Origin of the sequence: Kitasatospora sp. NPDC058492, from assembly GCF_042720685.1 — a bacterium.
In the GTDB taxonomy this organism is placed as follows: Bacteria; Actinomycetota; Actinomycetes; order Streptomycetales; family Streptomycetaceae; genus Kitasatospora.
On sequence record NZ_JBHXMU010000079.1, the window covers coordinates 1 to 18613 of the forward strand.

At 72.9% G+C, this 18613-nt stretch carries 17 protein-coding genes; 3 read left to right on the forward strand and 14 right to left on the reverse strand.

The features are described from left to right. Nucleotides 1–164 precede the first annotated feature (164 nt). The 8 genes from truB to rimP all read right to left on the reverse strand — a co-directional run bounded on the left by truB (nt 165) and on the right by rimP (nt 8743). Nucleotides 165–1094 (reverse strand): tRNA pseudouridine(55) synthase TruB, encoded by a 930-nt coding sequence (truB, locus tag ACFWPI_RS34750; RefSeq protein WP_380380904.1) that lies wholly within the window; start codon nt 1092–1094, stop codon nt 165–167. 34 nt (nt 1095–1128) lie between these two features. Further along, nucleotides 1129–2232, reverse strand: a complete 1104-nt coding sequence (locus ACFWPI_RS34755) for a bifunctional oligoribonuclease/PAP phosphatase NrnA (protein ID WP_380346383.1) — start codon at nt 2230–2232, stop codon at nt 1129–1131. 2 nt (nt 2233–2234) lie between these two features. Next, the gene (gene rbfA, locus ACFWPI_RS34760; RefSeq protein ID WP_063347621.1) at nt 2235–2675 is read right to left on the reverse strand and encodes a 30S ribosome-binding factor RbfA; all 441 of its coding nucleotides are present in this window, start codon (nt 2673–2675) and stop codon (nt 2235–2237) included. Between the two features lie 153 nt (nt 2676–2828). Beyond that, the gene (locus ACFWPI_RS34765) at nt 2829–3125 is read right to left on the reverse strand and encodes a DUF503 domain-containing protein (RefSeq protein WP_063347622.1); all 297 of its coding nucleotides are present in this window, start codon (nt 3123–3125) and stop codon (nt 2829–2831) included. A 217-nt stretch (nt 3126–3342) separates the two neighbouring features. Then, nucleotides 3343–6477 (reverse strand): translation initiation factor IF-2, encoded by a 3135-nt coding sequence (gene infB / locus ACFWPI_RS34770; protein ID WP_380425252.1) that lies wholly within the window; start codon nt 6475–6477, stop codon nt 3343–3345. Between the two features lie 249 nt (nt 6478–6726). After that, nucleotides 6727–6975 carry a YlxR family protein gene (locus ACFWPI_RS34775; protein ID WP_063347625.1) on the reverse strand — a complete coding sequence of 83 codons (249 nt, stop codon included), beginning with the start codon at nt 6973–6975 and terminating at the stop codon, nt 6727–6729. 145 nt (nt 6976–7120) lie between these two features. Continuing rightward, entirely contained in the window at nt 7121–8131 is a 1011-nt protein-coding gene (gene nusA, locus ACFWPI_RS34780) for a transcription termination factor NusA (protein WP_063347626.1), read from the reverse strand. Between the two features lie 57 nt (nt 8132–8188). Then, on the reverse strand, nt 8189–8743 hold the full coding sequence (gene rimP / locus ACFWPI_RS34785; RefSeq protein ID WP_063347627.1) for a ribosome maturation factor RimP: 555 nt from the start codon (nt 8741–8743) through the stop codon (nt 8189–8191). Between the two features lie 857 nt (nt 8744–9600). Here rimP and ACFWPI_RS34790 point away from each other — a divergent pair. Both ACFWPI_RS34790 and ACFWPI_RS34795 read left to right on the forward strand, forming a co-directional pair. Beyond that, nucleotides 9601–10152 (forward strand): DUF4439 domain-containing protein, encoded by a 552-nt coding sequence (locus tag ACFWPI_RS34790; protein ID WP_063351109.1) that lies wholly within the window; start codon nt 9601–9603, stop codon nt 10150–10152. A gap of 87 nt (nt 10153–10239) precedes the next feature. Next, nucleotides 10240–11163: an aminoglycoside phosphotransferase family protein gene (locus ACFWPI_RS34795; protein ID WP_380378378.1), complete on the forward strand. Its 924-nt coding sequence runs from the start codon at nt 10240–10242 to the stop codon at nt 11161–11163. Between the two features lie 20 nt (nt 11164–11183). Here ACFWPI_RS34795 and ACFWPI_RS34800 read toward each other — a convergent pair whose 3' ends face one another. The 5 genes from ACFWPI_RS34800 to dxr all read right to left on the reverse strand — a co-directional run bounded on the left by ACFWPI_RS34800 (nt 11184) and on the right by dxr (nt 16839). Continuing rightward, nucleotides 11184–11735 (reverse strand): GNAT family N-acetyltransferase, encoded by a 552-nt coding sequence (locus ACFWPI_RS34800; protein ID WP_063347629.1) that lies wholly within the window; start codon nt 11733–11735, stop codon nt 11184–11186. Nucleotides 11736–11805: 70 nt separating this feature from the next. Next, complete coding sequence (locus ACFWPI_RS34805) at nt 11806–12681, reverse strand: GNAT family N-acetyltransferase (protein WP_350885688.1); 876 nt, start codon at nt 12679–12681, stop codon at nt 11806–11808. 200 nt (nt 12682–12881) lie between these two features. Further along, entirely contained in the window at nt 12882–14042 is a 1161-nt protein-coding gene (gene ispG, locus ACFWPI_RS34810; protein ID WP_063347631.1) for a flavodoxin-dependent (E)-4-hydroxy-3-methylbut-2-enyl-diphosphate synthase, read from the reverse strand. A gap of 143 nt (nt 14043–14185) precedes the next feature. After that, complete coding sequence (locus ACFWPI_RS34815) at nt 14186–15490, reverse strand: RIP metalloprotease (protein ID WP_107452864.1); 1305 nt, start codon at nt 15488–15490, stop codon at nt 14186–14188. 119 nt (nt 15491–15609) lie between these two features. Beyond that, the gene (dxr, locus tag ACFWPI_RS34820; RefSeq protein ID WP_063347633.1) at nt 15610–16839 is read right to left on the reverse strand and encodes a 1-deoxy-D-xylulose-5-phosphate reductoisomerase; all 1230 of its coding nucleotides are present in this window, start codon (nt 16837–16839) and stop codon (nt 15610–15612) included. A gap of 84 nt (nt 16840–16923) precedes the next feature. Between dxr and ACFWPI_RS34825 the strand changes: the two genes are divergently transcribed. Next, nucleotides 16924–17127: a hypothetical protein gene (locus tag ACFWPI_RS34825; RefSeq protein ID WP_380378380.1), complete on the forward strand. Its 204-nt coding sequence runs from the start codon at nt 16924–16926 to the stop codon at nt 17125–17127. Here ACFWPI_RS34825 and ACFWPI_RS34830 read toward each other — a convergent pair. Then, on the reverse strand, nt 17108–18550 hold the full coding sequence (locus ACFWPI_RS34830) for an aldehyde dehydrogenase family protein (protein WP_063347635.1): 1443 nt from the start codon (nt 18548–18550) through the stop codon (nt 17108–17110). The two genes, ACFWPI_RS34825 and ACFWPI_RS34830, sit on opposite strands and share 20 nt — an antisense overlap. Nucleotides 18551–18613 lie beyond the last annotated feature (63 nt).

Genomic DNA, 18613 nt, shown 5'->3' on the forward strand with positions numbered 1-18613 from the left:
GCTTCCGCGGCCCCTGAGCCGTCCGGTCCTTGCGGATCTTGAAGTCCATCGCATCCCCTGAACTGGGGTGTTGCGACAACCACTAGAACCTAAGGACGACTCCCGAACGAGCGAAACCCCCGCCGGAAGACTCCCGACGGGGGTGACGCGTGCGCTGCGGGGCGTCAGCCGACGAAGACCGCGACCGGCTTCGCCTGCCCGCCCGTCTCCTCGACCAGCGCGAGGAAGCGCCCGTCCGGCCCGAACACCGCGATCGGCCCGTCCACTCCCAGCCCGGGCGCCTTGAGTCGGGCGCCGTGCGACAGCTTCTCCGCCTGCGACTCGTCCAGGTCCCAGCGCGGGAAGGCGGCGGCCGCGGCCTCCCCTATCGGCAGCACCTGCAGCCCCGCCGGGGACTCGCCGGTGACCGCGGCCTCCAGCTGCTCCAGGGTGTGCGCCGACTCCACCGAGTACGGCCCGACCCTGGTGCGCCGCAGCGCGGTGAGGTGGCCGCCGACGCCGAGCCCGGCGCCCAGGTCGCGGGCCAGCGCCCGGATGTAGGTGCCGGAGGAGCACTCGACGGTCACGTCCAGGTCGATCACCGGCGTGCCGTCCTCGGCGAGCGCCGCGCGCTGTGCGTGCACGGTGAAGGAGTGGATCGTGGTGGGCCGGGCCGCGAGCTCGAAGTCCTCGCCCTCGCGCACCCGCGCGTACGACCGCTTGCCGTCGATCTTGATCGCGCTGACCTTGGAGGGCACCTGCATGATCTCGCCGGTGAGCGCGGCGATCCCGGCGTCGATCGCCTCCCTGGTCACCCCGTCGGCCGGGGCGGACGCGGTGACCTCGCCCTCCCGGTCGTCGGTGACGGTGGTCTGGCCGAGCCGGATGGTCGCCTCGTACGTCTTGGCGGTGAGCATCAGGTGGCCGAGCAGCCGGGTGGCCCGCTCGACGCCGATCACCAGCACGCCGGTGGCCATCGGGTCGAGCGTGCCGGCGTGCCCGACCTTCCGCGTCCCGGCCAGCCATCGCAGCTTGGCGACGACCCCGTGGGAGGTGATGCCCTCGGGCTTGTCGACGATCACCAGGCCGTCCGGGCCGGTGCCTTTGCGCTTCATCAAGTTCTTTCTCTAAAAAGCGGTCAAGAGATGATCAACGTACCGGTCGCAGCGCGCTCCGGAACCGTTCGACCACCGCGGCCACGTCCTCCCGGGCGCTGAACCCGGCCGCGAAGACGTGCCCGCCGCCACCCAGCTCGGCGCAGGCGGCGGCGACGTCCACCGCGCCCTTGGAACGCGAGGAGCCCCGCAGCGTGCCGTCCGGGTCCTGCTTGAGCACCAGCGCCACCTCGGCCTCGGCCGGGCGGCGCAGGATGTCGATCAGCCCCTCGATCTCCTCGACCGTGACGCTGAACAGCACCAGGTCCTGGTACGGCACCCAGGTCCACACCAGGCCCAGCCCGCCGGCCGCGTCCGGCTCGTAGACGGCCCGGTCGAGCGCGCCCGCGAGCACCTTGAGGTAGCCGAAGGAGGAGGTGTCCCACAGCTGCCGGGAGATCAGGTCGTGCCGGATGCCGGTGGCCAGCAGCCGCCCGGCGAGTTCGTGGGTGGCGGGCGTGGTGGCCCGGTACTTGAACGAGCCGGTGTCGGTGGCGACGCCGGTGTACAGGCAGGTGGCCAGGTCCTGGTCGAGTTCGACGCCGAGCCGGCGCAGCAGTTCGTCGACCAGGACGGCGGTGGCCGGCGCGGTCGGGTCGATCAGCTGGTGGGTGCCGAAGCCCGGATTGGAGGCGTGGTGGTCGATCACCACCAGCACCGGCGCGGCGAAGGCCTTGCCGTGCAGCAGGCCGAGCCGGCTCTCCGCGGCCACGTCGAAGCAGAGCACCAGCTCGGGGACGTCCGGCACCTCGGCGGCCGGCACGATCAGCTCCTGGCCGGGCAGGAAGGCCAGCGACTCGGGCACGATCTGCGGGTCGTCGCCGAAGGAGACCCGCACCCGCTTGCCGAGCCCGCGCAGCGCCAGCGCGGCCGCCAACGAGGAGCCCAGGGCGTCGCCGTCCGGGCAGATGTGGCAGATCAGGTCGATCGACCGGGCCCGCCCGATCTCCGCCACCACCTGCTGCCAGAGCAGCTCGAAACCGCTCTCCTCGGTGCGCGGCCCCGGGAGCGCCACGAGGGCGTCCTCCACCGTGCTGGTGGAAGACGCCCCCGTGGTCGAACCGGCTCGCGAGGCGGCCTTCGCCGGCTCACCCGCCATGACTACTCGTCCTCGTCGTCACGCTCGGCCGCCGGAACCTTGTACGGGTCCGCCTCGCCGGCGTAGGTCGCGCCCGCGGCGGTGGTGCGCACCGCCGCGTCGATGGCCTTGGCCCGGTCGAGCAGGTCGTCGATGTTCCGGGCGTTGTCCGGCAGCGCGTCCGCGACGAAGGTCAGCGTCGGGGTGAAACGCACCCCGATCTTGCCGACCTCGGAGCGGATCACGCCCTTGGCGCTCTCCAGCGCGGCGGCCGTGGCCTCGCGCTCGGTCTCGTCGCCGAAGACGGTGTAGAAGACGGTGGCCTCGCGCAGATCCCCGGTCACCCGGGTGTCGGTGATGGTCACGAACCCCAGTCGCGGGTCCTTGACCCGCCGCTCCAGGGTCTGGGCGACGACCACCTGGATGCGGTCGGCGAGCTTGCGCGCCCTTGCGGTGTCGGTCACGTTGCCTCCTCGTGCAGTGGGTCCGGCATTCGGGTGAGCTGCGCACCCTTCGGGGCCCACGCCCCAAAGTACCGGCCCGCGCCCGGCCTTGCGGGCGCTCTGGGTCCTGATCCGTGTGAGAACGGCGACTTCCGCCGACCGTCTCCACGGCTCTCATTCATCGTCGTCGTTGTGGTACCTCCTCCTCGCGGAGAGGAGCTGCACCTCGGGGCGGCCGGCGACCAACCGCTCACAGCTGTCCAGGATCTCGGTGACGTAGCCGGCATCGCCGGCCACCACCGCGAGGCCGATCTCGGCCCTGCGGTGCAGATCCTGGTTCCCGGTCTCGGCAGCGCACACGCTGTACTTGCGCTGCAGTTCGGCCACGATGGGCCGCACGATCGAACGCTTCTCCTTGAGCGAGTGGACGTCGCCCAACAGCAGGTCGAAGGTGAGTGTTCCCACGAACATGTATGACAGGTCTCGCCGACCTGGAAGGCCTCGGGGGGGGCAGCCCGGAACCGGGCTGCCGGTACTGGGTCAGAACGCTGCGGCATCTCAACGCTGCCACATCTGAACGCTGCGACATCAGAACGCTGCAACATCTGAACTACCCCGGACCCTACACAGCGAGACCGGGGCCGGTCGACGGAAATACCACCCGTCGACCGGCCCCGGCTTTCACCGACTACGAACGCGGCTTCTCGCGCATCTCGTAGGTCTCGATGATGTCCTCGACCTTGATGTCGTTGAACGACCCCAGGGTGACACCGGCCTCGAAGCCCTCGCGGACCTCGGTCGCGTCGTCCTTGAAGCGGCGCAGACCCTCGATGTTGAGGCTCTCCGCCACGACCTTGCCGTCGCGGATGAGGCGGGCCTTGGCGTTGCGGCGCAGCAGGCCCTCGCGGACGATGACACCCGCGATGTTGCCGAACTTGGAGGAGCGGAACACCTCGCGGATCTCCGCGGAGCCGAGGCGCACCTCCTCGTACTCGGGCTTGAGCATGCCCTTGAGGGCGTTCTCGATCTCCTCGATCGCCTGGTAGATGACCGAGTAGTACCGGACGTCCACGCCTTCCTTGTCGGCCGCGGTACGCGCACGGCCTTCGGCGCGCACGTTGAAGCCGATGATGATGGCGTCCGAACCCATCGCCAGGTTGACGTCGGACTCGGTGATCGCACCCACACCGCGGTGCAGGATGCGGAGCTCGACCTCCTCGCCCACGTCCAGCTTGACGAGGGCGTCCTCAAGGGCCTCGACCGAACCGGAGACGTCACCCTTGATGATGAGGTTGAGCTGCTCGATCTCGCCGGCGGCGATGGCCTTGTCCAGGTCCTCCAGGGACACCCGGACCCGACGCTGCGCGAAGGCGGCGTTGCGGTCGCGGGCCGAGCGCTTCTCGGCGATCTGACGGGCGGTGCGGTCCTCGTCGACGACGATGAAGCTGTCGCCGGCGCGGGGCACCGAGGTCAGACCGAGCAGCAGCACCGGGCGGGACGGGCCGGCCTCGGCGAGGCTGTTGCCGTTCTCGTCCAGCATCGCGCGGACGCGGCCGTAGGCGTCGCCGACCACGATCGAGTCGCCGACGCGGAGGGTACCGCGCTGCACGAGCACGGTCGCCATGGCGCCGCGGCCCTTGTCGAGGTGGGCCTCGATGGCGATACCCTGCGCGTCCTGCTCGGGGTTGGCCCGCAGGTCGAGCGAGGCGTCCGCGGTGAGGACCACGGCCTCCAGCAGCTGCTCGATGTTGAGGCCCTGGCGCGCGGAGATGTCGACGAACATGGTGTCGCCGCCGTACTCCTCGGCCACCAGACCGAACTCGGTCAGCTGACCGCGGACCTTGGTCGGGTCGGCGCCCTCGACGTCGATCTTGTTGACGGCGACCACGATCGGCACACCCGCGGCCTTGGCGTGGTTCAACGCCTCGACCGTCTGCGGCATGACACCGTCGTTGGCCGCGACCACCAGGATCGCGATGTCGGTGGACTTGGCACCACGGGCACGCATGGCGGAGAACGCCTCGTGACCCGGGGTGTCGAGGAAGGTGATCGGGCGCTGCTCGCCGTTCACCTCGGTGACGACCTGGTAGGCACCGATGTGCTGGGTGATGCCACCGGCCTCGCCGGCCACCACGTTGGACTTGCGGATGGCGTCCAGCAGGCGGGTCTTACCGTGGTCGACGTGACCCATGACGGTGACGACCGGCGGGCGCGGGGCCAGCTGGTCCTCGTCGCCCTCGTTCGCACCGAAGTCGATGTCGAACGACTCCAGCAGCTCGCGGTCCTCGTCGTCGCGGCTGACGATCTCCAGGATGAAGCCCATCTCGCCGGCCAGCAGCTCGAGGGTCGCGTCGGAGACCGACTGCGTCGCGGTGACCATCTCACCGAGGTTGAACATGACGGAGACGAGCGCGGCCGGGTTGGCGTTGATCTTCTCCGCGAAGTCCATCAGCGAGGCGCCGCTCGACAGGCGAACGGTCTGGCCGTTGCCGCGAGGCAGCATCACACCGCCGACGGACGGGGCCTGCATGGCCTCGTACTCCTGGCGCTTCGCCCGCTTCGACTTGCGGCCACGCGCCGGGCGACCGCCCGGGCCACGACCGAAGGCGCCCTGCGTGCCACCACGGGCACCCGGGCCGCCGGGACGACCACCGAAACCACCGGGACGCGGACCGAAGCCGCCGCCGCCACCGGGGGCACCGCCACCGGGACGCGGACCGCCGAAGCCGCCGCCACCGGCCGGACGCGAGCCCGGACCGGCCGGACGACCCTGGAAGCCCGGACGGGTGCCACCGGCACCCGGACCACCCGGACGGCCACCGGGGCCACCGGGGCCACGGCCGCCGGGGCCCGGACGCGGGCCCGGAGCCGGACGCTGCGGCATCATGCCCGGGTTCGGGCGCGGCATGCCGGACGGGGACGGGGCGCCGGGGCGCGGACCGGCCGGACGCGGCATGCCGTCGGGACGCGGACGGTCGCCACCGGGACGCGGGGCGCCACGGTCAGCGCCGGGAGCACCAGCGGGACGCGGACGGTCGCCACCCGGACGCGCGGCGCCACGGTCGGCACCGGGAGCACCAGCGGGACGCGGACGGTCGCCACCCGGACGCGGACGGTCGCCACCCGGGGCGCCCTGACCGGCGGGACGCGCACCCGGCGCGCCCTGACGGCGGTCGCCGGGGCGGGCCATACCGGTCGCGCTGCCCGAGGTGAACGGGTTGTTGCCCGGACGCGGGCCGGCCGGACGCGGACCCGGACGGGCACCGCCGCCGGCGGGACCGGCCGGACGCGAGGCCTGCGGGGCCTGCGGAGCCTGCGAGGCCTGCGGGGCCTGACGCGGGGTGTCACCGGCCGGAGCCGGCGCGTATACCACGGCCGCGGGAGCGGCCGGGGCCGCCGGAGCGGCGGGACGCGCCGCCGGGCGCGGGCCCGGGGTCGGGCCACCCGCCGGCTTGGCGGCGGCGGGGGCCGCCGGGGCGGCGGGCGCGGCCTCGGCCGCAGGGGCCGCGGCCGGGGTGGGACGGGGACCAGGGGTCGCGCTGGGGCGCGGACCCGGGGTCGGAGCACCCGGCTTGGGTGCACCCGCGGCGGCGGAGCCACCCGCGGGCTGGGGCGCCGCGCTCTTGCGCGGGCCCGGCTTGGCAGCGGAACCACCACCGGTGGGGGCCACACCAAGCGCGTCAGTCAGCTTTCGTACGACCGGCGCCTCAATCGTCGAGGACGCCGAACGGACGAACTCACCGAGCTCGGTCAGCTTGGCCATGACGGCCTTGCTCTCCAAGCCAAGTTCCTTGGCGAGTTCGTAAACCCGGACCTTAGCCACTTCACTCCTGTCTATGAGTCCGGGGTGTCTCGTCCGCCGGACCGTCGCTACTTCATGGGCGTACCCATCGCGTACTCATCGCGTACTCATCGAGAGCTCATCGCAATCTCGACCTACTTCCACATCGCGAGGTACCTGACTGGTGGCACGGCACGCGGCTGCCCGCGAACCGTGCTTGTTGCGGTGGTTCTCCCGCCGCACTGAGCGGCGGCCGTAGCGGGTGTCGCCCCACCGGGCGGCCTGATGGACTCAGGGCGCCGGGGTGTCGACGGTCCGCTCCCCGATGAACTCGCGGAGCCGCTCCGTGTCGAGCGTCCCCTGGAGGCGGAAGGCCCGGGGAAACGCCCGACGGCGGACCGCGAGGTCGAGGCAGGCCGGATCGGGGTGCAGGTGAGCGCCCCGGCCCGGCAGTGCACCACGGGGATCAGGGACGCAGACGCCCTCGACCGCCGTGACACGCAACAGCTGGTGCTTGGCCGCTCGCTTGCGGCAGCCCACGCAGGTGCGTTCCGGGCGTGCTCGGACGTGCGTCCGGCCAGACGAAGGCAAGTCTACCCCTCCGAAGGGACATGGCGCCGCCCCACCGATCCCGGGCGGAACGACGGGGGGCTTTGGCAGGGCGAACGACCGGTCAGCGCCGCACTCAGCGGTCGGTGTCCCGACCGCCGTCCTCGGGCTGGCCCTCGGTGTCCGGACGGATGTCGATCCGCCAGCCGGTGAGGCGGGCGGCGAGGCGGGCGTTCTGCCCCTCCTTGCCGATCGCCAGCGACAGCTGGTAGTCCGGCACGATCACCCGGGCGGAACGCTGGGCCAGGTCGACGATCTCCACGCTGGTCACCCGTGCGGGGGACAGCGCCGCGGCGACCATCTCCCGGGGGTCCTCCGACCAGTCGACGATGTCGATCTTCTCGCCGTGCAGCTCGCCCATCACCGCGCGCACCCGGCTGCCCATCGGGCCGATGCAGGCGCCCTTGGCGTTCAGCCCGGCCCGGCGCGACCAGACCGCGATCTTGGTGCGGTGGCCGGCCTCACGGGCGATCGCCGCGATCTCCACGCTGCCGTCCGCGATCTCCGGGACCTCCAGCGCGAACAGCTTCTTCACCAGGCTCGGGTGCGTCCGCGACAGCGTTACCGAGGCCCCGCGCACACCGCGGCGCACCGCCACGACGTAGCACTTCAGCCGGGTGCCGTGCCGGTAGTCCTCGCCCGGGACCTGCTCCTGCGGCGGCAGGATGGCCTCCAGCTTGCCGATGTCGACCAGCACGTTCTTCGGGTCGTTGCCCTGCTGGACGACACCGGTGACGATGTCGCCCTCCTTGCCCGCGTACTCACCGAAGGTCTGGTCGTCGGCGGCGTCGCGCAGACGCTGCATCATCACCTGGATGCCGATGCTGGACGCGATCCGGCCGAAGCCGTTCGGGGTGTCGTCGAACTCCTTGGGCTCGACGCCCTCGTCCAGCTCGGCCGGGTCCTCCGTCGCCCACACGGTGACGTGGCCGGACTTGCGGTCCAGGTGCACCCGGGCGCGGCGGCGCGAGCCCTCGGTGCGGTGGTACGCGGTGAGGAGGGCGGACTCGATGGACTCGACCAGCAGGTCGAAGGGGATGTTCTTCTCGTTGACCAGCGTGCGCAGGGCACTCATGTCGATGTCCACGGCTACGCCTCCTCGTCTTTTTTCGTCACGTTCGTCATGGTCCGGGCGGTGCGCAGGTCACAGCGCACCGTCGTCCCCCTCCTCGGAGGCGTCGTCGTCCGCGTAGTCCGCGGCCTCGTCGAGGAGCTTGTCGTCCTTGCGGTTGAACTCGACCTGCACGCGCGCCCGATCCACCTCGGCGTACGCCAGCCGGCGCTCCTTCGGACGGCCACGGCCCTTCACCGGCTGCACCTCGACCAGCGCGCCGTCCTCGTCCGCCTCCAGCACCCGGGCGACGATCTCCCCGCCGTCGACCAGGTGGATCTTGGCCAGTCGGCCCTCCGCGCGACGCCAGTGCCGGGGCAGGTCCAGCGAGCGCTCAGCGCCCGGCGAACCGACCTCCAGCAGGTAGGGCTCGTCACCCAGCAGGTCCGACTCGTCCAGAGCCTCACCGACCACCCGGCTGAACTCGGCGATGGCGTCCATGTCCACGCCGCCGTCGGTGTCGACGTCGATCTGCACCTGGCGGCGGCTGCCGGCCTTGGTGACCTTGACGTCCTCCAGGTCCAGACCGGCCTGCACGGCCAGCGGCTCCAGCAACGCGCGCAGCCGGTCGGTGTGGGTGGTGCTCATCCGGGTGGACTCCTCGGCCGCGTCTGCTGTTGTCAGAAGGTCGCTCCGCGCCCTCCGGCGCCGGTCCGGCGCACACCGGGTCACGGCAGCTCGGCCCAAAGCCTAGCCGGTGAAGCCGCGAACCACCGATTCCGGACCACCCCCGACCGGGCGCACGCCACCCACTGCGAGCAAGCTCACACCCGCCCCGGCAGTGCCCCGAGATCCGAATCCGCGCCCGGAATCGTGGGGATTCTGTAATCATTCACGCCTACGAAGGGCAGGCGGGGAGGCCGCCCTCCCGCACACGCCCCGGAGTGACACCCATGCAGCCGCCCAGCCGACGCACGCTCCTGGCTCTCGGGCTGCTCGCCCTCACCACCCTCACCGCCTGCACCGGCTCCCACGGCGGCGACGACGCCGCGCCCGGCAACCGCGGCCCACTGCCGAACCCGGACGAACCGGTCATCCTGCGCTCCATCGCCGCCACCGACACCCTGCTGGCCGGCTACGACGCCCTGCTCGCAGGCCCGGGCGGCGCCCAGGCCGCCGTGCTGCAGCCGCTCCGCGCCGAGGTGGCCCAGCACCGCGCCGCCCTCGCCTACGGGCTGCCGGCCGCCTCGATCCCCCCGGCGCCCCCGGCCACGCCCTCCACCACGCCCTCCACCGCGCCCTCCACCACGCCCTCGACCAGCCCGAGCGGGACACCGAGCGGAACGCCGGTCGGCACCCCCGCCGCGCTCGCCGCACTCGAACGGCAGACCGCCCAGGCCCGCCTCGCCGACCTGGCCGCAGCCCGGCCGCCGCTGGCCCGGCTGCTCGCCTCGGTCGCCGCCTCCGACGTGCTGCACGCCGTCGCCCTCGGCGACACCACCCCGCTGGTCGCCCCGCCCCCGGCCGCCACCCCCACCGAGGCGCCGACCGCGCCCCCGAGCGACCAGCCCACCGGCTCCCCCTCCGCCGGCCCGTCGGCCGACCCCGCCGCCACCGCAGCGGTCACCGCCCTCCAGGGCGCCCTCGGCGCCGAACACGCCGCCGTCTACGGCTACGGCGTGGTCGGCGCCCGGCTCCCCGAGGACCAGCAGCGCACCGACGCCCGCACCGCCTACGCCGCCCACGAGGCCCGGCGGGACGCCTGGCAGCGGCTGATCGGCTCCCTCGGCGCCACCCCGGCCGCCGCGGCCGCCGGCTACCAGCTCCCGTTCGCCGTCACCGACGCGGCCGGCGCCACCAAGCTCGCCGCCCACCTCGAAACCCGGCTCACCACCGTCTACGCCGACCTGGTCGCCGCCGTCCCCGGCCCCCAGCGGGGCGCCGCCGCCGACGCCCTGCGCGACGGCGCCCTGCGCGCCCACCGCTGGGGCGCGGCCGACCCCGCCTTCCCCGGCATCCCCGAGCCCCTCCCCACCCCCACGGCCACCACCCCCTAGGGCCCGCGGCGCTGACCTGCGGTTTCCCGTTCATGGCCGACAATGGACGGGTAACACCAACGGGGGAGCGTCAACCGGAAGGTCGGCATGTCGGGAGCAGCACCGCAGATCACCGTCCCCGCCTGGCTGGCGCGCGGCGTCGCGACGAGCGAGGGCGAACCGGGCCAGCAGTGGCTGGCCGGGCTGCCCGCGCGGGTGGCCGCCCACCTGGCGCGCTGGGACCTCACCCTGGAGCGGGTGCTCGACCCCGGCGGCAGCCTGAGCCTGGTCGCCTACGTCCACCGCGACGACCTCTCCCCCGCCGTCCTCAAGACCGGCCTGCGGACCCCCGAGACCGCGCTGGAGCACGCGGCGCTCGCCCACTGGGCCGGGCGCGGAGCCGTCCTGCTGCTGGACGCGGACCCCGCCGAGGGCGTCCTGCTGCTGGAACGGCTGCACGGGGACATCCCGCTGCGCTCGCTCGCCGAGGCGAAGGCGATGCTGGAGGCGACCAGCCTGCTGCACCGGCTCTGGACCGCCCTGCCCGAGGACCACCCGTTCCCGACCCTCGCGGCCCGGACCGCCGACACCGCGGTACGGCTGCGCGGACACCGCGCCCTGCCCGGCGCCGCCGAGGCCGAGCCCCTGATCGCCGAGGCGCTGGACACGGCCGACGGCCTGGCCGGCTCCGCCGCCGAGACCCTCCTGCTCCACGGGGACTTCCACCACGGCAACGTGCTCGCCGCCGACCGGGCGCCCTGGCTGGCGATCGACCCGCGCCCGCTGGCCGGCGAGCGGGCCTTCGACCTGGCCCGGCTGGCGCTGGACCGGGCGGACACCCTGGTCGGCTCCCCCGGCGTGGCCGCGGCCGTCCGCCGCCGGCTGCACCAGCTCGCGGACGCGCTGGAGGTGGACCGGGAACGGCTGCGCGGCTGGACGCTGTTCCGGGCCGTCGACCTCGCCCTGCGGGCCCTGGCGGCCGGCCGCCGGGAGGACGCCGAGCTCTACCTGGAGTTCGCCGGGGCGCTGTAGCGCGAGCCCCGGGGCACGCCCTACGCCTCGCCCGGCCCGCGCAGCGGAAGCCGGGCCCCCATCACCGCGTACAGCCGGTCCGTGGCGGGAAAGCGCACCGCACGGGCGAGGTCCTGGTAGCCGAGCGCCCGGTAGAGCCGCCGGGCGGGGGTCTCCGCGTCGATCGCGGAGAGGATGCTGCGCTCCAGCCCGGAGCGCTCGCAGAGGGTGCGGATCAGCCGGGAGCCGACGCCCTGGCCCTGGTACTCGGGCAGCACGTGCAGCTCGGTGACGGCGAACACGTCGTCCAGCCAGGCGTCGTGGCCGCGCGCGTCCAGGTAGGGCTCGATCACCGTGCTCCACCAGTGGTCGCGCTGGTTGGGCATCCCGTAGCCGAAGCCGACCAGCCGGCCGCCGCTCATCGCGCCGAGTGCGATCACCCCGGGCTGGTGGGCGTGCCGGCCGACGATGTGCAGCCGGACGGCGACCTCCTCGGCCGTCAGGCCGAACGCCACCGCCTGGACCTCCAGCGCCTGCGGCGCCCAGGCCGCAAGGTCGATGGCCTCGATCGTCACCCCGGTCAGCTGATCCATGCCTCGGACGTTACTACCCGTGGGCCGCCGGCGCGGGCGAAGATCGGAACCGAACTCCCGGGGGGCGGGCTCAGAACAGCACGCTCATGAACGCGCCGACCTCGCGGAAGCCGACCCGCCGGTAGGCGGCCCGGGCCCGCAGGTTGAAGTCGTTGACGTAGAGCGAGACCACCGGGGCGATCTCGCGCAGCGCGAGGTCGAGGACGGCGGCCATGCCGGTCTCGGAGAGGCCCCGGCCCCGGTACCCGGGGGCGACCCAGACGCCCTGGACCTGGCAGGCGCCCTCGGTGACGGCGCCGATCTCGGCCTTGAAGACGACCTCGCCGTCCTCGGTGAAACGCGCGAACGACCGCCCGGCGGACACGAGTTCGGCGACCCGGGCCTGGTAGAGCAGGCCGCCGTCACCGGCCAGCGGGGAGACCCCGACCTCCTCGGTGAACATCGCCACGCAGGCGGGCATCAGCGCGTCGATCTCCTCCCGCCGCACCCGCCGCACCAGCGGGTCCGGCGCGATCTCGGCGGAGGGCACGGCGGTGGCCAACAGCGGCTGGTGGGCGCGGACTTCGCGGGCCGGCCCCCAACTGCGTTCCAGCAGCGCCCAGAAGGCGGCGGTGGCCCCGGCCGGGCCGACGATCGAGGAGCAGCGGCGGCCCTGCCGGCGGGCCCGCTCGGCGAAGGCCGCGACGGCCTCCGGCCCGGCGTCGACCAGGACGAGGTTGGCCCCGGCATAGCAGAGCGCGGCGAGGGCGCCGTCCCCGTCGTACCAGCCCCACATCTCGCCGCCGAGCCTCCAGGGGTCCAGGCCGACGGCCTCGACCCGGGTGGCGACGAAGGAGTTGGCGACCGGGTCGCGGTGGAGGATCTCCAAGGCGTCCGCGAGGTCGGGGGGCTCCAGCACGCGGGTGGTGGCCAGGGCGCGGGCGGCCTGGAACGAGCCGGGGAGCATCACACCTCGATCGAGCATCGAGACAGCACCTCACTGAGACGAATCTGGCCGCACCCTACTCCGTGGCCCCACCCGGCTACGACCGTGGCCCCACCCGACTACGGCCGCGGGCCACCCGACTACGGCCGCGGGGCCGTCCGCGAACGGACGGCCCCGCTTCCGGAAGACTGCGCGCGGCGCACCGCGCGGACCCTGCGTGGTCAGTCGGCGGCGACGACGGTCGGCGTACCGGCCTCGACGCCCGCCTCCTGCATCTGCTCGGCGAGCTTGAGCGCCTCCTCGATCAGGGTCTCGACGATCTTCGACTCGGGGACGGTCTTGATGACCTCGCCCTTGACGAAGATCTGGCCCTTGCCGTTGCCGGAGGCGACGCCGAGGTCGGCCTCGCGGGCCTCGCCCGGGCCGTTCACGACGCAGCCCATGACGGCGACGCGCAGCGGCACCTCCATGCCCTCCAGGCCGGCGGTGACCTCCTCGGCCAGCTTGTAGACGTCGACCTGGGCGCGGCCGCAGGACGGGCAGGAGACGATCTCCAGGCCGCGCTGGCGCAGGCCGAGCGACTCCAGGATCTGGTTGCCGACCTTGATCTCCTCGGCCGGCGGGGCGGAGAGGGAGACCCGGATGGTGTCGCCGATGCCCTCGGCGAGCAGCGCGCCGAAGGCCACCGCGGACTTGATGGTGCCCTGGAAGGCCGGGCCGGCCTCGGTGACGCCGAGGTGCAGCGGGTAGTCGCAGGCGGCGGCCAGCTGGCGGTAGGCGTTGATCATCACGACCGGGTCGTTGTGCTTGACCGAGATCTTGATGTCGCGGAAGTCGTGCTCCTCGAACAGCGAGCACTCCCAGAGCGCGGACTCGACCAGGGCCTCGGGGGTGGCACGGCCGTACTTCTCCAGCAGGCGCTTGTCGAGCGAGCCGGCGTTGACGCCGATCCGGATCGGCACGCCGGCGCCCCGGGCGGCCTTGGCGATCTCGCCGACCTTGTCGTCGAAGGCCTTGATGTTGCCCGGGTTGACGCGGACCGCGGCGCAGCCGGCGTCGATCGCGGCGAAGACGTACTTCGGCTGGAAGTGGATGTCGGCGATCACCGGGATGTGGGACTTCTTGGCGATGATCGGCAGCGCGTCGGCGTCGTCCTGGGTGGGGACGGCGACCCGGACGATCTGGCACCCGGACGCGGTGAGCTCGGCGATCTGCTGCAGCGTGGCGTTGATGTCCGCGGTCACGGTGGTGGTCATCGACTGCACCGAGACGGGAGCGTCACCGCCGACCGGTACGTTGCCGACCATGATCTGCCGGGATACACGGCGCTTGGCGAGCGGCTTGAGCGGCAGGGACGGAATACCGAGCGAGATCGCGGTCATGTGCGCAGGGTTCCCCGGGGTTGAGGTGTGGTCGACCGCCCGGCCAGTGGGACGGCCGAGGCCGGGCGCGCCTGGATCGCGCACCCGGCCTCCACGGTACGGCACGGCGCCGGACCCCAGCACACCCGCCGTACCCGAACGCTCTAGCTGATCTTCACCGGGTTCACCAGGTCGGCGACCATCACCAGCAGGGTGAAACCGATGAAGACGCTGGCCACGACGTACGCCACCGGCATCAGCTTGGCGACGTCGAAGGGGCCGGGATCGGGCCGCTTGAACAGCTGAGCGAATCGGCGGCGGACCGATTCCCAGACCGCGCCCGCGATGTGGCCGCCGTCCAGCGGGAGCAGCGGCAGCATGTTGAACAGGAAGAGCGAGAGGTTGATCCCGGCCAGGAGGTTGACGAACATCGCCACCCGCTGGCTGGCGGGCAGGTCCATGCTCACCAGTTCACCGCTGACCCGGGCGGCGCCGACCATGCCGATCGGCGAGTCCGGGTCACGCGGGGAGTCCCCGACGACGGCGTTCCACAGACCGGGGATCTTGCCGGGCAGCGCGGCCAGCGACTTCACCCCGTTCTCGGCCATGCCGACCATCCGGTCCAGGGACTGCCCGAAGCTCTGCTGGACGACCCCCTGCTTGGGGGTGAAGCCGAGGAAGCCCGCCTGCACGGTCTGGCCCTTGAGCGGCACGCCGTTGCCGTCGTACTTCTGCACGTCGTTGACGGCGATGACGGGCTTGAGGACGAGTTGCTGCCCGCCCCGGTCGACCAGGATCTCGACCTGCTGGCCGGCCGACTTCCGGATGTCCGCCTGGAGCTGGTCGTAGTCGCGGATCCGGTCCCCGCCGAAGGAGAGGACCTTGTCCCCCTGCCGCAGCCCGACCTCGTTGGCGGGGGTCTTGGGCGCGTCCGCGGGGCACACGTCGGTCGGCGAGCCGGCCTTGACCACGCACTGGGCGACCGAGCCGATGGTCGGCACCGCCGTCGAGACGCCGAAGCCCATCATGACCGTCAGGAACAGCCCGAAGGCCAGGACCAGGTTCATGAACGGCCCGGCGAACATGACGATGACGCGCTTCCACGGCTTGCGGGTGTAGAACAGCCGGTGCTCGTCGCCCTCCTGGAGCTCCTCGTAGGAGGCTTCCCGGGCGTCCTCGATCATGGTGCGCCAGGGGGAACTGCTGCGCTTGGTGATCCGGCCGTCCGCACCCGGCGGGAACATCCCGATCATCCGGATGTAGCCGCCCAGCGGGATCGCCTTGAAGCCGTACTCGGTCTCGCCCTTCTTCCGCGACCAGACCGTCGGGCCGAAGCCGACCATGTACTGCGGCACCCGGATGCCGAACAGCTTGGCCGTCGAGAGGTGGCCGAGCTCGTGCCAGGCGATCGAGACGAGCAACCCGACCGCGAAGACCAGGATGCCGACCACCGTCAAAACCATTGCCACCGCTGGCCCTCCGTCATGCCGCTCTGCTCGTCGTCTTGTCTTACCGCAGTCACGCCCAGCCGGACACCCGGTACGGGTGCACCCGGCCGGAAACGGCCCACGCCGTCAACCCGCCGCCGTCAGCCCGCCGCCAGCTCGCGGGCCCGGGCACGGGCCCAGTCCTCCGCGTGCAGGACGTCCTCGACCGTCAGGGAAGTTCCCGGCACGGGCGTGCCGTGCTCGGCGACGACCTTGGCAACAGTGTCCACGATTCCCGTGAAAGCGAGGCGCCCCTTCAGGAACGCCTCCACGCACTCCTCGTTGGCCGCGTTGAAGACCGCCGGCGCGGTACCGCCCAGGGTGCCCACCTCGCGGGCCAGCTCCACCGCCGGGAAGGCCTCGTCGTCCAGCGGGAAGAACTCCCAGGTCGCGGCCTTGGTCCAGTCGCAGCCGGGGGCGGCGTCCGGCACCCGCTCCGGCCAGCCCAGACCCAGCGCGATCGGCATCCGCATGTCCGGCGGGCTGGCCTGCGCCAGCGTCGAACCGTCGGTGAACTCCACCATCGAGTGCACCACCGACTGCGGATGGACCACGACCTCGATCCGGTCGAAGGGCACGTCGTACAGCAGGTGCGCCTCGATCACCTCCAGGCCCTTGTTCACCAGGGTCGCCGAGTTGATCGTGACCACCGGGCCCATCGCCCAGGTCGGGTGCGCCAACGCGTCCTGCGGCGTCACCCCGGCCAGCTGCTCACGCGTCCGGTTGCGGAACGGACCGCCGCTGGCCGTCACCACCAGCTTGCGGACCTCGGCCCGGGTGCCGCCCGCCAGCGCCTGGAACAGCGCCGCGTGCTCGGAGTCCACCGGCACGATCTGCCCCGGCCGCGCCACCGCCTTCACCAGCGGGCCGCCGACGATCAGCGACTCCTTGTTGGCCAGCACCAGCACCCGGCCCGCCCTCAGCGCGGCCAGCGTCGGCCGCAGCCCGATCGACCCGGTGATGCCGTTCAGCACCGAGTGGCACTCCATCGCGGCCAGCTCGGTCGCCGCGTCCGGCCCCGCCAGCACCGTCGGCAGCGCAGCGCCCGCCGCCTTCGCCGCCAGCGCCGCGCGCAGCGCCGGCTCGGCCGCCGGGTCCGCCACCGCCACCGTGTGCACGCCCAGCCGCAGCGCCTGCTCGGCGAGCAGCTCCACCCGGCCGCCGGCCGCCGACAGGGCGACCACCCGGAACCGGTCCGGGTTGCGGAGCACCACGTCGATGGCCTGGGTGCCGATCGACCCGGTCGAACCGAGGATCACCAGCTCCCGGGGGCCGGAAGGGTCCTGCACGGTGGGCGTGAACCGCAGCTGCGGGTGGGCGAGCGAAGTCATGCGCCCATTGTGTCCTGCCCGGGGCCCCGCGCAGGACGCCTCCCGGCAGGACGCCGCCCCGCGCCCCGGGCTGCCGTCGGAGCCATGCGTACCGTCATCGCCGGGGGCCACGGACAGATCGCGCCGAAGCTCGCACGGCTGCTCGCCGGCGACGCCACGGTCGAGGAGGCCGTCTCCGTCGCGGACGGACAGCGCGGCTGGGCCGACCTGGCCCCGGAACGGGCGAAGGGCCCGGTCACCGGACCGGGCCCTTCACTCACGGGTTCGCTCAGAGGTCGAGGCCGCTGAGGACCAGGACCTTCTCGACCGTGTAGTCGTCCATCGCGTACCGGACGCCCTCACGGCCGACACCGGAGTCCTTGACGCCGCCGTACGGCATCTGGTCGGCGCGGTAGGACGGCGCGTCGCCGATGATCACACCGCCGACCTCCAGCTCCCGGTGGGCACGGAACGCGGTCTGCAGGTCGTGCGTGAACACGCCCGCCTGCAGGCCGAACGCCGAGTCGTTGACGGCCGCGAAGGCCTCGTCCACGCCGTCCACCCGGTGCAGCGACAGGACCGGGCCGAACACCTCGGCCTTGGCCAGGATCGCGTCCGCGGGCAGCTCCGCCAGCACGGTCGGCGCGTAGGTCGCACCCTCGCGGCCCCCGCCGGCGAGCACCTTGGCGCCCTTGGCGACCGCGTCGTCCACCCAGGACTCCACCCGCTTCGCGGCGTTCTCGTCCACCAGCGGGCCGACGTCCGTCGCGTCGTCGTTCGGGTCACCGGTGACCTGCGCCTTGACCTTGGCCACGACCTTCTCCACCAGCGCGTCGTACACCGACGCGTCGGCGATCACGCGCTGCACCGAGATGCAGGACTGGCCGCCCTGGTAGTTGGCGAACATCGCGATCCGGGTGGCCGCCCAGTCCAGGTCGGCCTCCGAGGACCAGTCGGCGAGCACCACGGCCGCGGCGTTGCCGCCCAGCTCCAGGGTGCAGTGCTTGCGCGGCACCGAGTCCATGATCTGGTAGCCGACCTTGTCCGAACCGGTGAACGAGATCACCGGCAGGCGCTCGTCCTGCACCAGCGCCGGCATCCGGTCGTTCGGCACCGTCAGGATGCTCCACGAACCGGCCGGCAGGTCGGTCTCGGCCAGGATCTCGCCCAGCACCATCGCCGACAGCGGCGTCGCCGGGGCCGGCTTCAGGATGATCGGGGCACCGACCGCGATCGCCGGGGCGACCTTGTGGGCGACCAGGTTCAGCGGGAAGTTGAACGGGGCGATCCCCAGCACCACACCGCGCGGGAAGCGGCGCACCACCGCGAAACGGCCCACGCCGCCCGGGTCGGTGTCCAGCCGCATCGTCTCGCCGTTGGTCCGGCGGGCCTCCTCGGCCGCCCAGCGGAAGACCGACACCGCGCGGCCGACCTCACCACGGGCCCACTTGATCGGCTTGCCGTTCTCCGCGGTGATCAGCTGGGCGAGCTCCTCGGTGCGCTCGGCCAGGCGCTTGGCCACGTGGTCCAGCGCGGCGGAGCGGACGTGCGCCGGGGTGGCGGCGAACACCGGCAGCGCGGCGACGGCGGCGTCCAGCGCCTCCTCGACCTGGGCCTCGGTCGGGATGCTCACCTTGCCGACCAGACGGCCGTCCCAGCTGTTGTGCACCTCGAAGTCGGCGTCGCCGCTCGCCCGTCGGCCGGCCAGCCAGAAATCGTACGTGGTGGTCACCGTGGTACCGGCCCTCTCCTCGTCGTCATCGGGCCCACGGGTGTGGGACCCGAACCCGAGGGT

Bases quoted from the DNA above. Each gene is read 5' to 3' on its own strand.
- truB (WP_380380904.1), bottom strand. From the start codon at position 1,094: ATGAAGCGCAAAGGCACCGGCCCGGACGGCCTGGTGATCGTCGACAAG.
- ACFWPI_RS34755 (WP_380346383.1), bottom strand. From the start codon at position 2,232: ATGGCGGGTGAGCCGGCGAAGGCCGCCTCGCGAGCCGGTTCGACCACG.
- ACFWPI_RS34765 (WP_063347622.1), bottom strand. From the start codon at position 3,125: ATGTTCGTGGGAACACTCACCTTCGACCTGCTGTTGGGCGACGTCCAC.
- rimP (WP_063347627.1), bottom strand. From the start codon at position 8,743: ATGAGCACCACCCACACCGACCGGCTGCGCGCGTTGCTGGAGCCGCTG.
- ACFWPI_RS34795 (WP_380378378.1), top strand. From the start codon at position 10,240: ATGTCGGGAGCAGCACCGCAGATCACCGTCCCCGCCTGGCTGGCGCGC.
- ACFWPI_RS34800 (WP_063347629.1), bottom strand. From the start codon at position 11,735: ATGGATCAGCTGACCGGGGTGACGATCGAGGCCATCGACCTTGCGGCC.
- ACFWPI_RS34805 (WP_350885688.1), bottom strand. From the start codon at position 12,681: ATGCTCCCCGGCTCGTTCCAGGCCGCCCGCGCCCTGGCCACCACCCGC.
- ispG (WP_063347631.1), bottom strand. From the start codon at position 14,042: ATGACCGCGATCTCGCTCGGTATTCCGTCCCTGCCGCTCAAGCCGCTC.
- dxr (WP_063347633.1), bottom strand. From the start codon at position 16,839: ATGACTTCGCTCGCCCACCCGCAGCTGCGGTTCACGCCCACCGTGCAG.
- ACFWPI_RS34825 (WP_380378380.1), top strand. From the start codon at position 16,924: ATGCGTACCGTCATCGCCGGGGGCCACGGACAGATCGCGCCGAAGCTC.